The 14,763-nt window shown below is 61.4% G+C and carries 17 protein-coding genes; 7 read left to right on the top strand and 10 right to left on the bottom strand.

Annotation, left to right across the window (positions count from 1 at the left end; genetic code table 11):
• Nucleotides 1–8: 8 nt before the first annotated feature.
• Nucleotides 9–929, top strand: a complete 921-nt coding sequence (locus BW992_RS10575) for an NADP-dependent oxidoreductase (protein ID WP_076406167.1) — start codon at nt 9–11, stop codon at nt 927–929.
• A 4-nt stretch (nt 930–933) separates the two neighbouring features.
• Here BW992_RS10575 and BW992_RS10580 read toward each other — a convergent pair whose 3' ends face one another.
• From BW992_RS10580 to BW992_RS10590, 3 genes are read right to left on the bottom strand one after another with little or no spacing between them, the layout of a single operon-like run.
• A complete protein-coding gene (locus BW992_RS10580) occupies nt 934–1,887 on the bottom strand; it encodes a hypothetical protein (RefSeq protein WP_076406168.1) in 954 nt (317 codons plus the stop codon).
• A 16-nt stretch (nt 1,888–1,903) separates the two neighbouring features.
• Nucleotides 1,904–2,173, bottom strand: coding sequence for an acyl carrier protein (locus tag BW992_RS10585; protein ID WP_076406170.1), 270 nt, complete (start codon nt 2,171–2,173; stop codon nt 1,904–1,906).
• Between the two features lie 20 nt (nt 2,174–2,193).
• Nucleotides 2,194–3,378 (bottom strand): MFS transporter, encoded by a 1,185-nt coding sequence (locus BW992_RS10590; protein WP_076406172.1) that lies wholly within the window; start codon nt 3,376–3,378, stop codon nt 2,194–2,196.
• 358 nt (nt 3,379–3,736) lie between these two features.
• On the opposite strand from BW992_RS10590, the gene BW992_RS10595 reads away from it, so the two are divergent.
• The 5 genes from BW992_RS10595 to BW992_RS10615 are packed head-to-tail and all read left to right on the top strand — an operon-like array spanning nt 3,737 to nt 8,736.
• Nucleotides 3,737–5,122, top strand: coding sequence for an AMP-binding protein (locus BW992_RS10595; RefSeq protein WP_168199074.1), 1,386 nt, complete (start codon nt 3,737–3,739; stop codon nt 5,120–5,122).
• A gap of 51 nt (nt 5,123–5,173) precedes the next feature.
• Nucleotides 5,174–6,118: a chlorinating enzyme gene (locus tag BW992_RS10600; RefSeq protein ID WP_072431416.1), complete on the top strand. Its 945-nt coding sequence runs from the start codon at nt 5,174–5,176 to the stop codon at nt 6,116–6,118.
• A gap of 53 nt (nt 6,119–6,171) precedes the next feature.
• Nucleotides 6,172–7,089, top strand: coding sequence for a hypothetical protein (locus tag BW992_RS10605; protein WP_072458865.1), 918 nt, complete (start codon nt 6,172–6,174; stop codon nt 7,087–7,089).
• Nucleotides 7,090–7,121: 32 nt separating this feature from the next.
• Nucleotides 7,122–7,373: an acyl carrier protein gene (locus tag BW992_RS10610; RefSeq protein ID WP_072395690.1), complete on the top strand. Its 252-nt coding sequence runs from the start codon at nt 7,122–7,124 to the stop codon at nt 7,371–7,373.
• A 43-nt stretch (nt 7,374–7,416) separates the two neighbouring features.
• The gene (locus BW992_RS10615; protein WP_072395699.1) at nt 7,417–8,736 is read left to right on the top strand and encodes a tetratricopeptide repeat protein; all 1,320 of its coding nucleotides are present in this window, start codon (nt 7,417–7,419) and stop codon (nt 8,734–8,736) included.
• Nucleotides 8,737–8,781: 45 nt separating this feature from the next.
• Here the strand turns inward: BW992_RS10615 and BW992_RS10620 are convergent, their stop codons facing one another.
• From BW992_RS10620 to BW992_RS10650, 7 genes are all read right to left on the bottom strand, one after another.
• Nucleotides 8,782–9,741 (bottom strand): amidohydrolase family protein, encoded by a 960-nt coding sequence (locus BW992_RS10620; RefSeq protein ID WP_072431414.1) that lies wholly within the window; start codon nt 9,739–9,741, stop codon nt 8,782–8,784.
• The gene (locus BW992_RS10625; RefSeq protein ID WP_076406177.1) at nt 9,734–10,324 is read right to left on the bottom strand and encodes a gamma carbonic anhydrase family protein; all 591 of its coding nucleotides are present in this window, start codon (nt 10,322–10,324) and stop codon (nt 9,734–9,736) included. The genes BW992_RS10620 and BW992_RS10625 overlap by 8 nt, the downstream gene beginning before the upstream one ends.
• A 17-nt stretch (nt 10,325–10,341) precedes the next feature.
• Nucleotides 10,342–11,154: a class I SAM-dependent methyltransferase gene (locus BW992_RS10630; protein ID WP_072395706.1), complete on the bottom strand. Its 813-nt coding sequence runs from the start codon at nt 11,152–11,154 to the stop codon at nt 10,342–10,344.
• Entirely contained in the window at nt 11,138–11,653 is a 516-nt protein-coding gene (locus BW992_RS10635) for a GNAT family N-acetyltransferase (protein WP_072395708.1), read from the bottom strand. The genes BW992_RS10630 and BW992_RS10635 overlap by 17 nt, the downstream gene beginning before the upstream one ends.
• Nucleotides 11,628–12,110: a hypothetical protein gene (locus BW992_RS10640; protein WP_072395709.1), complete on the bottom strand. Its 483-nt coding sequence runs from the start codon at nt 12,108–12,110 to the stop codon at nt 11,628–11,630. Before BW992_RS10640 ends, BW992_RS10635 begins: the two co-directional genes overlap by 26 nt.
• A 175-nt stretch (nt 12,111–12,285) precedes the next feature.
• Nucleotides 12,286–13,182, bottom strand: a complete 897-nt coding sequence (gene argP / locus BW992_RS10645) for an HTH-type transcriptional regulator ArgP (protein ID WP_072396092.1) — start codon at nt 13,180–13,182, stop codon at nt 12,286–12,288.
• A 371-nt stretch (nt 13,183–13,553) separates the two neighbouring features.
• Complete coding sequence (locus BW992_RS10650; RefSeq protein ID WP_072395711.1) at nt 13,554–13,769, bottom strand: DUF1737 domain-containing protein; 216 nt, start codon at nt 13,767–13,769, stop codon at nt 13,554–13,556.
• A gap of 472 nt (nt 13,770–14,241) precedes the next feature.
• On the opposite strand from BW992_RS10650, the gene BW992_RS10655 reads away from it, so the two are divergent.
• Nucleotides 14,242–14,601: a DUF6124 family protein gene (locus BW992_RS10655; RefSeq protein WP_076406179.1), complete on the top strand. Its 360-nt coding sequence runs from the start codon at nt 14,242–14,244 to the stop codon at nt 14,599–14,601.
• Nucleotides 14,602–14,763 lie beyond the last annotated feature (162 nt).

Consider the following 14,763-nt stretch of genomic DNA (forward strand, 5'->3'; position numbering starts at 1 on the left):
TCTGCCAAATGAAGAGCGCTTTGATTCACGAGTTCGGTAGCCCGGATGTGCTGGTCGCTGGTGAAGCGACCCTGCGAACCCCTCAACCCGAGGAAGTCGTCGTCAGCGTCGAGGCCGCCAGCGTCAACCCGCTGGACGTCAAGATCATCGCCGGCTACATGCAGCCGATCTTTCCCGTGACGTTTCCCTATGCGCCAGGCACGGATTTCAGTGGCGTGATCGAATCGGTGGGCGAGCGGGTGAGGCACCTGAAGGCCGGCGACCGGGTCGTCGGCCGCACCACCCCCAGCCACGGTGGGGCCTTCGCGCAGCAGCTGGTCATCGCCGCCGCCGAGCTTTGCGTCATTCCCGCGTCGATGGGTTTCGAACAGGCCGCCGCCTTACCAACGGCCTATGGCACCGCCGCGCAGGCGCTGTTCGACGTCGGCAAGTTGCAGCCAGGGCAGCGGGTCCTGATCCATGCCGGGGCCGGGGGCGTGGGCAGCATGGCCATCCAGCTGGCCCAGCTTGCCGGCTGCCATGTGATCGCAACCGCATCGGCGAAGAACATCGAGCTGGTGAAAAGCCTGGGCGCCGACGAGGTCATCGACTACCGGAGCCAGACCCTTGAAGGTGTGCGGGATATCGACCTGGTGCTCGATACCCTGGGCGGCGAGACGCTCGAAGAGTCCTGGCAGGTGCTGCGCCCCGGGGGACACATCTCGACCCTGGTGGAGTTCAACATCCAGGGGCGGGACGGCTGCACAGGCGAATTCGTCTTCTTCGCCAGCGCAGTGCCGTTCCTTCCCGAGGCGGTCAGGCAGTTCAGTGCGGGCCGGCTGCAAATCATCATCGACTCGAGCTTTACCTTGTCCGACACCCGCGCGGCGCTGGAGAAGGTCGCCACCGCCCACGCGCGGGGCAAGGTGCTGATTCGTCCGGGTACCTGAGCGGTCAGGCCTGGGCCACCGTTTGTCGATGCATCGAGCGAAGGTCGTCGAGGTAGTCAGCCTCCAGGCCTTCCAGGGCAGCGCACCGCGTGACCAAGTCGCGGCGACGGACCTTGCCGGTGATCTGCGCCATCGCCATCAAGCCCTTGAGCACACCGGCCTCCTGGGCAAACCGCTGGACCCGTTCGAGGGTCGCCTCGGGTACGCCGGTCATCGACAGGTAGCGGGCAAAGCAATTGCGCGAGCCAGCCAGGAGCGTGAACACGTCATGCAGCGCGCGAAACTTGGTCGTGTCGCAGGCCAGGGGGTTGTCCAGCAGCGTTTCGAGGTGGCCGTAGAACCAGGGTTCCACCTTGAAGCCGTCCAGGAACGCCTGATGGCGCTGGCGGAATGAACGCTCGACACTGTGTCGTGGCGGTGTCCACTCCAGGCAGAACATGCGGCGACTGCCCTCGTTCTGGAAGAACTGGTCGATCACTTCCTGGGGGTAGCGGTATTCGCACAGCACACTGGCGGCATTGTCATCGACGATGTCCCAGGTGCCGTCGGCATGGGCCTGGCGCAGCACGACAACGTGCTGGGCATGTGAGCTGCGGTATTCGGGACAGTGTGCAAAGTAATACACGTCCCCCGACAGGAAGGCGCAACCGTAGGCCTGGATCTGCTGGTGGATGACCGGCAGCAGCTCATCCAGGTGTTCGGCCTTGCGCTCATGAAAACGTACGCCCAGCAGCGCCAGGTCGTCGTCGGCGAAATAGCCGCTTTGCAGCGCGTACTTGGCTTTGTTCTGCACCACCATCTGCTGGAAGATATCGTCCACCGCCGGCAAGGCGTTGTAGAAGAGCCAGTCCACTTCTATGCCCAGGCGTTTCATGAACACAACGGCATGGCGCTGGAAGCAATTGAGGAAACGTCGGTCGTACAGGTGCACATCGTAGGCAAACGGTTGTTCTTCCATGACGGGCGATCCTCGCCTAGGCAGTCAGGTAGTGCTCCAGGAGGAGCCCGGCGACAGCTGCCGGGCTGCCCAGGAACTGGGGGGCCAGATGGTCGGTTTCGAACTCGATCTCAAAGGCATCCTCCAGGCGCGTCACCAGGAGCATCAGCTTCATCGAGTCCACCCCTGCTTCGAGAAAAGACAGCTGCGGGTCGACCTGGACGCTTTGGGGCGCCACTTCCTTCATCAGCGCGTAGACCTGCGTGAGCACGGTCTGTCGATCGGTTTCAAGCTCTGTGGAACTCATCGGATGCCTCCATCAATCAATCATGAACGCGCCAGCGGAACGGGCTGCGCGGGGCGACGCAACTGGGCCAGTCCCAGCAGCCCGAGGGCGGTGACCAGGCCGGTGCCGATCATCAGCGCCGGGCCGGATGTCGGGCCCAAGACCGATGCGGAGGTCGCAAAGGTCAATAACAAGGGGCCGGTGGCCTGCATCGAATAGGCGCAGAACGTGCTGCGACTGCCCACCAATGCCGCCTGGGCATCGTTGTTCGCGCAGCGCATCAATTGGCTGCGAACGGCGATTCGCAGGTGGTTGGTGACGAATCCGACCAGGAACGCCCCGACCAGCGACAGCGGCACCAGGGGCGCCAGGACCATCAGCGCATCCACCACGATCAGGGCGCTGGCGAACAGCACCAGGCGGTGCTTGCCCAGGGGCAGCAGCGCGGCCAGGAAAGCCCCGATGCCCGCGACGCCGGACGCGATGCCGAAACTGGTGGGGCTCCAATGGTTAACTTGCTGGTAGACGACCGGCATCATGCTGTTGAAAGCGCCGATGTGCAGGGCGATCAACCCGAGGCAGGCCATCCAGCCGTAGGGCATTTCGAACGTATCGTCCCGGCTTTGCCTGGCCTGCCGAGGGGCAGGGCCCGGGGCCTCGACGATGACGCTGCGCCTCATCCGGCCGGCCAGCAACGCCGGGCTCAGGGCCGCCCCCGTCAACGCCACGGCCATCAGAAAGACCGAATCGTCGAGCAGGCCCAGCAGTGCGCCACCGGCCAACGACCCCGAGAAACCGCCGACCTGGATGGCGGTTTGCATATAGCGCGCGGCATCGTCCGCCGGTAGCCAGCCGGCGACGACCCGGCGGGTGTTCTCGATTTCCAGGGAACTGGCCGTGAGGAAATCGACTGTCCCCACCAGCAAGGCGATCAACAGGAAGACACCCAGGGCCGAGGCCAGTCCGGACCAGGCGAAGAGTGCTGCAATGGCAAAGGCCGAGATACGCAACGCCACCAGCCAAGGGGCGTCGATGTTGGCCGCTCGTCCTCGACTCAGCAGATCCAGCGCGAAGGGAACGGCGACCGAGAGACACAGGACCACGCCAAGGGGGACGCTGGAACCGGAGAGCTTGAGCGACATCCAGATCACGCCGGTCAATACGGCCTGGTCGCAAGCCGTGGACAGCGCAACGACACCGTAGAACAGCAAGTTTCGCGACGACATGAATGAAACTCCGGTGGGGCCAACCGCGTGACGGGCGATTGACCAGGGCGTGGACCGTCGAACGAGCGCCTCGAAGCAAACCCGCCCGCCACAGCCTTGATGATCGGCAGAGAGGGCGCGACGAGGACGCCTGAAAATACCCAGGCCCCGACACGCGGCGCAACTTGCGTTAGCAAAACTAAAGGCCACTGCAAAAACCTAACGCAACGCCACGAGGGTGTTTGCCAGTAGTAGGCTCTGACGACCGATGCCATCGGACGCAGGAGCGAGCGGCGTGGAAAGTGAAGGACTGCAAACACTGATTTCAAAGTTGAAAGGCAACCCGCGCAATGGGGTTGTGTTTCATCAACGTACGGAAATGGAACGTGTCCGGTTCGCTGACGTGTACCAGGAGGTTTCGCTGGTTTCGCGCCAGCTCGCCGAGGTAGGCCTTCAGGCGGGCATGCAGGTCGCGGTGATCGCCGAGAACGGCAAGGCGGCTTTTTTACTGGACCTCGCTTTATTGAATATCGGCTGCATCGCCTTGCAGATTCCCGAGAAAACCGCCCGCAGCGCCCTGGCCGACATCGGCCAGCAGAACATTGCCTTTGTGCTGGTCAGCGCCTTGTACCGCGACGAGGTGGACCCTGGTTCATGGGAGCCCGTCGGAACATTCCATGGCTTGAGGCTGTGTCGGAACCGGGCGTGTCCGAATGCCTTCGCTGCGGTTGCGGGGCCCACCATTTTCTCCTCCGGCACCAGCGGCAAAGAGAAGAAGATTCGCGTCAACAACGCCACCGTCCTGCTCAATGCCCGGCAGTTCTTCTCGGCCATCGACGCCCGGCCGGACGACAGTTTCCTGATCTTCCTGCCCCTGTCCAATTATCAGCAGAAGCTGTTGATCTACGGGTGCATCGATGCCGGCATCGACATCGTGCTCAGTGGCATGCAGACCGCCATGCAAGCCCTCAAGCAGACCTCCCCGAGCCTGTTCCTGGCCCCTCCGCTTTTTTATGACGCGATGTGGCGCCTGGCCGATGGCAATGGCCAGAAGCTGCGCGAACTGTTCGGCTCGAACATGCGACAGATGTGGAGCGGCATGGCTGCGTTGCCGCAGGCTGTGCTGGACGGATATCACACGGCGGGCCTGCCGCTTCTGGAAGCCTATGGCATGACCGAGTACGGCCCCATTGCCGTCAACACCCTCCAGCACAACCGACCGGGTTCGGTCGGTCGGGCACTGGTGCCGGGCAGCGTGACCCTGGAAAGCGACGGGGAGATTCTGCTCAGGTCGCATCGGCGGCTGACCTGCGGATACGTGGACCAGCCAGAAGAAGTCGCCAGGGCGGTGTATCGGGACGAAGTCGTCATTGCCACCGGCGACGTCGGCCGTATCGATGCCGACGGCTATATCTTCATTGAAGGCCGCAAGAACGACACGATCATCACATCAGGTGGCCAGAAAATTCACCCCACGGCCGTCGAGCAGTCATTCAACAGCCTGCCTGGCGTGCAGTACGCCGTGGCGCTGGGAGCCCGCCGTCCCCACCTGGGAATGTTGCTGGTGGTCGAACAGATCGATTCGAGCGCCCGGCAACTGATCGAAAAGACCATCGACGATTACAACGCCGGTGCCAGCGTACCGATCCGCAATTATTTCCTGTCCACCGAGCCGTTTACCGCCGAGAACGGTTTGCTGACCCGGAACCTGAAGCTGCAACGCAAGAACATATCGTCCCGATACGAAACTTGCGTATTCAATTGAGTCGTCACGCAAACATTGATCTTCCACACTGAGCAGGCAAGGAGATTTACCTTGGACGCGTTAAAAGAAGACTTCGGACTTAGCGATGAGGAAATTGCTTTCTTCTTCAAGAATGGATACGTAAAGCCGTTCAAGGTTTATGAACCGGAAGAGATGGAGCGGCAATGGCGAACGGTGCGGCTGCAGACACTGGACCGCAGCAACGCCGTGTATGCCGACAATACAATCTCCAACGCCGGCAACAATAACCTCGCCAACTATGACCGGCACCTGGATATCCCTTTCCTCGGCCAGCATGTCTGCAACCCCAGGATCGTGCACAAGGTGCGCAGCCTCATGGGCAAGGACCTGCTGTGCTGGCGCACCGAGTTCTTCTCCAAGTACCCCGGCGATGCGGGCACCGACTGGCACCAGGCCAATACCTTCGCCGGCGTGGCGGGGCGTCCCCATATCGTCTGGCCCGATGACTCGGGACGTCGCGGGACCCTGACCGCCTGGACCGCTTTCACCGACACGATGAAAGACACCGCCTGCATGGCGATTGTCCCCGGCACCCACAACATGATGCATTACGACGAAGAGAAGCGTCTGATCTTCAACCCCGAGAAGAACAACAACCTCGTCAAGGACGGCGTCCGTCGTGGGCTGTGGGGCTACGATTACCGCGACCTGCAAGTCGACCCGGACTGGAAGCCCGACGAGTCCAAGGCGGTCTACTTCGAGATGAAGGCCGGCGAGTGCGTGATCTTCTGGTCGACGGTGCTGCATTCCTCGCTTCCGCACCTGGGCCTGACCGACAAGATGCGCCTGGGATACTCCGCCCGCTACGTACCCCCGGAAGTCCTTATCCACCCCGATACCGACATGCTCCACGAGTTCGGTGGCGAGGTCAGCCTGGAGAATTACGGTGCTGTCGTGGTGTCGGGCGAGAACCGCTACACCCATAACCGTATCCGCGAAACGAACATGCTGGGCGAGCCGTTCATCCCTGCCTGATGACTCCAGGGCCGGAGCATCTGCGGCCCTGTTCCGTAAAAGGACGAATGCGCATGCGCATAATGATTGACGCTTGTTCCTACGCCCTGGGTGAAGTCGAACGTCCTTATCACGATGTGCCTGACTTCAAGGCTATGCTCGATCGCTTCGGCTATCCGGACGAGCCGGGGGTATTCGGCTGGGGAAGCTACTTCAAGACCGACGGCGATATATTCGACCTGGGCATCAGGTCCGCTCGCCAGACCCTGGCCCAGAGCCGCGTGTCTGCCGGCGATATCGACTTCGTCATGTTCTGCTCGACCTGCTTTCCCGGCAACGAGATCGAGTACATCAATTTCAACGTTCGGCTGTATGAAGGTCTCGAACTGAGAAAGGCTTTTCCCATCGGCGTCACCCTCAACAACTGCATCAGTTTCATGAGTGCCATCGTGATGGCTGAGAGCATGGTGCGCGCCGGTGTCTACAACAACATCCTGATCATCACCGCCGACAAGGTCTACGACGAGTCCATACGCTTCAACAACTTCGCCTTGCTCAGCGATTCGGCGGCCAGTTGCCTGGTCACCCGGTGCGATGGGCCGGGCCTGGAGATCGTGTCTTCGCGTTTCGGCGTCAGCCAGGATCCGATCACCTCCAACCACGGCAAGGACGAGCCCGAACTCTACGGGCGAATCCTGAATGAAGTCCTGGAGACTTCCGGGATCACCCTGGCCGATATCAGCAAAGTGTTCTGCAACAACATCTTCCGCCCCGTGACGCAGCTCAAGGAAACCCGCCTCGGGTTTTCGCGTCGCCAGCTGTACCTGGATAACGTGGCGCGCTGCGGGCACTGCTTCTCGGCAGACACGATGATCAACTACGTCGATTACGCCCGGCAAAACACTCCCGCCGAGGGCCAGAAATTCCTGTTCTCGATCGACGCGCCCAACCTGCGCGCCAATCTGCTTGCCCAATACACACCTCAACCGTGATTCAGCCAATCCCGCTCTCTGGAGGAACGCCCATGAACATGCCAACCCAGGAACTGCACACTCAGACCGACACCGGCCCGTTGTCCACGGTCCACTCCATTTGGGCGGAAGTGCTCAAGCACCCGGCGCAGACCGACCAGGCGGACTTCTTCGACGCCGGGGGCAACTCGATGCTGTTGATCGCGATACTGAACCTGATCCACGAACGGCTCGATCGCGAGATCAACCCGGCCGCGCTGGTCAACGGCATCACCCCGGCCAGGCTCGCTGAACTGGCCGCCTGAGCATGCCCAGGCCGACGCAGAGACCCACAGGGAAGGATTTCTTATGATCGAGTTCATTGATTCTCGCGGTGTGCCTGTGCGAGTGCAGGACGCCGACGAAGCAGACGAATTGGAGACTGCCCTGACGGGCATTCTTGGGATGGAGTTCGATCCACTTCCACTGTTGCAGCGGCGCGAAGTGCGTTGCCCGATTTCTAGGTTGATCGAAAGCGTCGTCAGGTTATCGAGCATGGAGGACCGGCAGATCCAGCAGGCCACGCTGCTGCTGGGCGGTCTCGATCCCGAGTGTTTGAACCCCCGCGAGCAGGGGCACCTGGCGGCCTGCAATCATTGGGTCAATCAGGACTACGAACTCGCCCATGCCTGCTGGCGCGAACTGCTGGCCCAGCATCCGCGGGATGTGGTGGCCTTGTTCAGCGTGCACATGCTGGAGTTCAACATGGGGTGGACCGAGCGGATGCGCGAAACGGTGCTCACCATAAGACCCTTCTGGGGGCCCGCGCATCCCTTGTATGGATACGTGCGCGGCATCGAAGCCTTTGCCCTGGTGGAAAACGGCGACTATGACGCCGCCAGTGTCGCGGCCGAATGCGCGCTGGCGATCAACCCCCGGGACATCTATGCGATCCATGCCGCCTGTCACGTCGGCTACGAGCGCGGGCAGTACGCCCAGACGCTGAAGTGGCTGGACGACACCGAGGACAACTGGGGCGACAACCTCTGCATGCGCATCCACCTGTGGTGGCATCACGCGCTGTTCAACCTCTATATGCAGCGCCCGGAGGCGGTCCTGCAGACGTTCCATCAGAAAATCAGGATCAAGAACGACCCCGACGGGTACGAGGACCTGGACGCAGTCAGCCTGTTGTGGCGCTTGTCGCTGACGGGGGTGGATGTTTCCGAGCTGTGGCAGGAAGTGGCGCAATACTGGATGCCTTCCATCGATCAGTCGCAGTACTGGTTCAACGATGTGCATTCGATCATGGCGATGGCCAGCTCCAATCACCAGGTGCTGGTGCAGCGCATCCTGCGACGCATCGACTCCACGTATGCCAAGGTCCCGATGATCGCCAACGTGACACGCACCGTTTGCCGGGGGCTGATTGCCTTCCAGCAGGAGGACTACGACAGCGCCCTGGATCTGTTGAGCAAGATCCTGCCGGCGGTGCGGGCCATAGGCGGCAGCAATGCGCAGCGTGACCTGCTGGAGTTGACCACCATCGAGGCGGCCATACGGGCCCGGCAGTTCGATCGTGCCAGGCAGCTCATCCAACAAGGACGCAGCCTGCGTCATCCTTCGCCTTTTCGGACGTTCTTCGTCGACCGTCTGCAGGACGAGGAGCCGATCCACCTGCGCGCATGACCGAGCCGGAAAAGGCATTGCGCCCAAGGGTGCAATGCACTTTCTTCAGCGCTGCGGGGAAATGATTCCGTCGAGCAGGCGCTGCAGGTTCCCCGAAAGGATCAGGCGCGCATCGTGATCGCTGATGGCCTGGTCCGGATCGACAATGAAGGCGCGCAGTCGCTTGTTGATCGCCTCATGATTGTTGATGGGCCAGTCTGTCCCGAAGATGATCTTGTGATTGATCTCGCTTTCCAGCAGCGTGCTCAGCACCGGCGAACGGCCGCGGGCGTCGATCGCGTGCTGGGCACCACTCAAGTCCAGGTAGACGTTGGGGCGGTACTTGCACAGCTGGATGCACTGCACCTGGTCGTTGACTGCGCCGTGGGCGAGGATGAACGGGATGTTCCGGTAGCGACGGGCGGGCTCGTCCACCCACATGGCCTGGGCGGGGGCGAAGGACAGGGCGGGGGAGGTGGGCCCGATGTGCAGCAGTACGGGCAGGTGGTGGGCGTCACAGTATTCGTAGAACGGCGCGAGCGCCGGATCATCGGCCTGGTAGCCGCAGGGCGGGTAGAGCTTCATGCCGCTGAAGCCGTATTGCTCGATGCCGCGGATGAACAGGTCGAGCCCGTCTCGCCCCCAGCGTGGGTCCACGCCGGCGAAGACCGCGAAACGTCCGGCATGGCGCTGGAGAATGGCCCGGTGTTCCTGGAACATCTCGTCGATGGTCAGCTCGGTATCCGGCAAGGCGAAGGAGAAGTCCGGCAGCAGCAGGACGGAGCGGCTGATTCCGGCCCTGTCCATCGCCGCGATCTGGGCATCTCCCTGGTGATCGGCCAGTTCGCGCTGGAACTGATCGAGGATCCTCGTGCGGGAAACCGGGAATCCACTGGCCCGCAGCTTCACTTCGATATTGTCGGCCACCCCCTCCAGGAAACTCAGCGGTGTGAAGCGTGTGGAAGCGATATGGCTGTGGCCGTCGATGAGCGTCGGTTCGTCAGTGCCCCCGGGTGTGTCACTCATCGCCCACCTGCTGCTGGCGCAGGAAGCGGGCGTAGCGCTCCATCATCTGCCTGACGACGCCTTCGCTTTCGCGGTCGACGCCGAAAACATAGCGGGGGAAATCCAGCTCCTTCTGCACCGCCCAGAGTTCATCATGCTGGTCGGGGGAAAAAAGCTGTGCCGGGTCGCCCGCGGCGATCCAGCCGATGGGCACCGTGGCGCCTGGCTCCAGCGCGGTCTTGATATGCACCACGCCGTTGATGCGCACCTCCGCGCCTTTGCCCAGGCGAGCGCCGTTGAAGACCGACGCACCGGTCGCGACGAACACCTCGTCGTCGATGCGGCAGCCGGTCAGATGGCAGTGCGGGCCCACCATCACGTGATTGCCGATGTGGCAGTCGTCATGGGCGGTGCTGCGGATCACGGCGTTTTCCATGACGATGCAGTTTTCCCCGATCGTCAGCGCGCCACCTTCCGCGACGAGGACCGCACCGTGTCCGATCACCGTTCCGGCACCGATGGACACATTGCCTTCGAGCACGGCGCTCGATGCAATCCGCGCCGTGGGGGCGATTTTCTGGTTGAGTTTGGCTTTGCCAGGCATGCGCAGATTCCTTTGCGTTACTGTTTTTCTCCAGAGACGAAGAATACGCCGATCCCCGCCCAGCCGCCCGGGCTCTCGATGCTTTGGGTGATCACGGCCATCTCGCGCCGGGCCAGTTCGAGTTCGTCTTCTGGAATCACTTCCATCTTGTAGCCAAAGACCAGGTCGCAGAAAGCGCTCGCCCCGATCAGCGACGTGGATACCAGCAACATGCTGCAGCGGATATCGCCATAGCCGGCCTGTTCGAAATAGCTCGCCAGCTTGCTGCCGACGTGACGGTCGCCTCCGCGAGCGGCTTGGGCCCTGGCCACGCGGGCGAGGAACGACTGCAGCTCGGGCGGCTGGGGCGAGGCGCCGAACCAGCGATCGTCAATGTCGCAGATGCACAGGCGCCCGCCGATGGCCAGGCTGCGGTGGATATTGCGCAAGGCGCTCAGGGGCTCCGACAGGTGCTGGAAAACCATGCGCGCGTAGCTGAAGTCGAACTGCCCCGGCTCGGTCAGGCTTTCGTCATACAGGTTGCATTGGCGCACCTGGGCTTCGTCGATGCCGGCACCGGCCAATTGCTTGCGCGTCTCGCTGATGCTGGTTTCGTTGCAGTCCAGGGCCATCAACCGGCTGGGCTGGGCCCGAAGCGCAATCTGGGTGGTGATGATGCCCGGGCCGCAGCCGACATCCAGGACCCGTTGTCCCTGGGTCAGCCCGGCTTGCCTCAGATGATCGAACTCCAGGTCCAGCGCAATGCCGGCCTGGGATTTCAGGCGACGCAGGGAGTCTTCATTGTCGCGAAAGGTCCCTAGCTGATACGACTCGTCAACGATCAAAACCATGAGCATTCCCTTCCATTTTTTTCTGTAGCCAGACTATGTCGACCAGAGTGTCCTCCAGCCTTGCGATCCGAGGAATCCGTACACATTCGGAGAAACCCTGAGACTTGCACCCGCGGGCACTGGCGTGGTTCGGCCCCAGGATAATGGCCACCAGCGACTCGAAACCGGCCTCTCTCGCCGAGACCTCCAGGGCTTGCAGCAATCGGATCCCGACCCCGCGGGCACGCATGTCCCGTCGTACATACACGGCGACTTCCGCCATGGTTTCGTCGTCGGGCCGTGCGGAAAAGGGTTTCAGGGCACCCCACGCGACCGTCTCGCCGTCACTCGACAGATAAACGAGAACGGCGAAACGCCGGTTCTTTCCGAAGTAGGTCAGGGCGAATTTTTCATGGGTGTGCTGGGGAACGTCACAATTGGCGAAAACCTTGTCGGCAATGGCCTGATTGTAGGTTTCCACCATGGAGGGCAAATCATCGGGAGTGGCCGGCCGAATCATCTGATAACTTCCTGTAGAACACGTTCAGCGTCGAATTTCCGCTCGCTCCCACCGCGCCGCCCAACAGAAAGGGGCTGTCGGAAAACCATGAGGCGTGGCGTTGCATATGGCTGTCCACCACACTGATCAGCGTGTGCACGCCTTGCTCTTTGCCCCTTGAGGCGCACGCGCTGGACAGCACATCGAAAACGCTGGAACTGGCATCCTCGTCTTCGCTGTGCAGCACCAGCTTCATGCTTCCGTCATAACCGGCGCGTTCGTGGAACCGAAAGTACACGGCCCAACCCGATGCAACGCCATCGCGGCGCGTGCAAGCATAAGCACCCCCCGGCCGGTGCGGATTGAATATCTCCGCGACACACTCCGCCGGGCTGGAAAAGCGCTGGGCGAGGACCCGTGTCCAGGCGTCGCTCCCCATGCTGTCGGTCAGGCATTTCAAGATTGCATCGGGGGCCATGGGGTGCGCGTGGTAAGCATCCGATCCAGTACTTTTCACGATGACGAGCCCCCTCACTCACCCAGTCTTGATGTCCGTTCGAGTCTACGCCCAAGCATGTCGCGCAAACGGCGCGTTAGATTTTTTAAAGCCACGCCAGTAACGCTTAACGAGCCTTGACGCCGTGGCGGATCGCTCAACAGGGCGCCGGTTGCAGGGACTTGCTGGCGGTATCGATGATGCGCCTTCCCACCAGGTCCTTGACCACCGAGTGGTTCATCCAGCCATGCCAGTAGAGCGGTTCGCGGTAACTGCTGTCCGGCATCAGGTCCACCAGTTGTCCTTCTTCGAGCAGCGGCGCGGCGACATCCGCGGGCATCAGCGTATAGCCCAGCCCCGCCAGGACCGCATCCTGGACCATGGGCAATGAAGGCAAGTAATGACAGGGGAACCGCTCGATCGAGACGCCGAGCAGTTCGCGAAGGAAGGCGGTGTGGCGCGTGTCATTGCGCCCCCGGGTGATCGCCGGCGCGTCGAGCAGCGAATGCGTGCCCATGCCGCGGGCCAGATAGCGGCGCATATAGTCGGGGGTGCTGACACATTTGTATTCCATGGCCCCCAACGGATGGACTTCAAACCCATCGAGGGGATCGGCGACCACCGACACGCACCCCTGGACATCCCCGCGCTTGAGAATGTTCAGGCTGGAGCAACGATCATCGGAAATGATTTCGACACAGACCTGTTCGGCCCGCATCAACTCGATCAACAGCGGGGCGAACCAGGTATTGAGCGAGTCGGGGTGTACACCGATGGCAATCTTGGAGTTCGTATTGCCTTTGCGCGACAGCAACCTCAGCACATCATGTTCGAGCGAACGCAGTGCCGAGACATGCTGCAACAAGGCCTGGCCGGCCGATGTGGGATGAATGGGTCTTTCGCGAATGACCAGGATGGTTGAAAGCGAGTTTTCCAGCGACTTTATTCGTTGCGAAATGGCACCGCTGGTGATGTTGAGCGCCGAGGCCGCGCGTTCAAAGCTCTTGTGTTCGATGACGCAGGCAAACGCTTCCAACTGTTGGCGATCCAGCATGACAACCTCCCTGTAAGCCACCGCGTTATCAGGCCAATAACGCAGGGTCATGAACATCCGTGTGCTCGTGGCTGACTGGCCACCCCACATACATTTTCATTGGCAGCGGCAATCCGAAAACGTCGGATCGTTTGAATAAGGAAGACTGTCATGGGGAACGCTGCCCCAGTTGATCAAATCACAAGCGCGCCCCATAGGGTGGGGCGTTGCGTTCGTATTTCCTGTTCGATACGAATCACGTCGCTTGCGCCTGAGCCGTCGGCATAGTCCGAACGGCTATATTGTTATGCGAACAAAATAGACCCATAACGCCCCTTGAGACAAGCCCTGGATCCAATCCATTCGGCGGGCCGAGTCATGGCTTTGCGGTGCTATCGGGCGCCAGCGAAAGGGGGCGCGGTGAGGGTGCCTGTCGGCCAGAGAATCGCCTGGGCGACGATGGTCCGCTCACCATTGAAAGTAACGGCCGGGCCACCATGCAGCGTATAGCCCATTTTCAACGCATCGCTGACCCGATGACAGAATGCGGCATCGTCGGGGCCTGTCAGCACCCGGTAGATGGGAAGCCCGTCGGGCGGTAGGTTCATGGTCATTCTCCTTGAGTACGACGGCAGCGAAATGCCCTCCGTCCGTTCGACGCCGCCGTGGGGAGCGTCCTGCACACCGTGAGGCAGTCTACTCGCCGTGGATCCGGGCAAACAACGGTCATGCCGCATCGGCCCGCCACCCGACACCGCTGCAATACCCAACCGACACCGCCTTGCGCCGTTGCCTACAACTACGCCAGAATCCGCCGGCTTGTGCGCCTGGGGTCGCGTCGGTAGCTTGGGACCTGTCACTGATTGTCAGTGATCGGGTTTAGTCGCCCGTTGTTGCTAAGTCGCTCAAGCGTCCTTCAGTCAGGGATCTCCCCATCCCTGCACTTGATGGTGGCTGTGCGCAGGGCGCCTTTGGGCGCGCCGATTTCTTAGCTCGTCGGTCGACTAACCTGCGTACAGCTGCCTCCCAATCGTTTAGTCGCGAGCGGGTTGTAGCCTTAACCAAACGAGAGCTAAGGCCATGGTCAAAATTACACCGAACCCCCCAGTCAACGACGAACACGTCTCCCGCGCCCAGACTGCCCGCAACAGGAAAATCGACGACGCAGCCTCCCGAGCATTGGATTTCTACCTGAAACCCAAGCCCGACAAGGAAACGTCCGACACTCTCAACACCCTCTTTCGCATCGTTTCCGATGTCGATTCCGAATGCCTCCTGGCCAGCCTCAGCGAAAACCTGGCTTCGGCCAACGCCATGATCAGCGACCTGGCCTTCGACCTGGACGGGTCCAGGCGGTATGTGGCGTTGGGGATCCAGCAGGTGATCGAGTTGAGTGAACTGTTGGCCAATCGAGCGTTGGATATCGTTGAGGTGAGGTAGTCAGCGGACACGCTGTCCCGGATAGGAAAAAGGTCTTGCCACGGCAAGGCCTTTTTTATGCCCGAATGCAACTCGTCCCGCCTGCCGTGAAAAACCCTAATGTGCAGGTAACGTCTTCGATCTCGCCATGAATTAACTTCCAGGAATGTCCATCGCTGAAAC

Origin of the sequence: Pseudomonas sp. 7SR1 (assembly GCF_900156465.1) — a bacterium.
In the GTDB taxonomy this organism is placed as follows: Bacteria; Pseudomonadota; Gammaproteobacteria; order Pseudomonadales; family Pseudomonadaceae; genus Aquipseudomonas.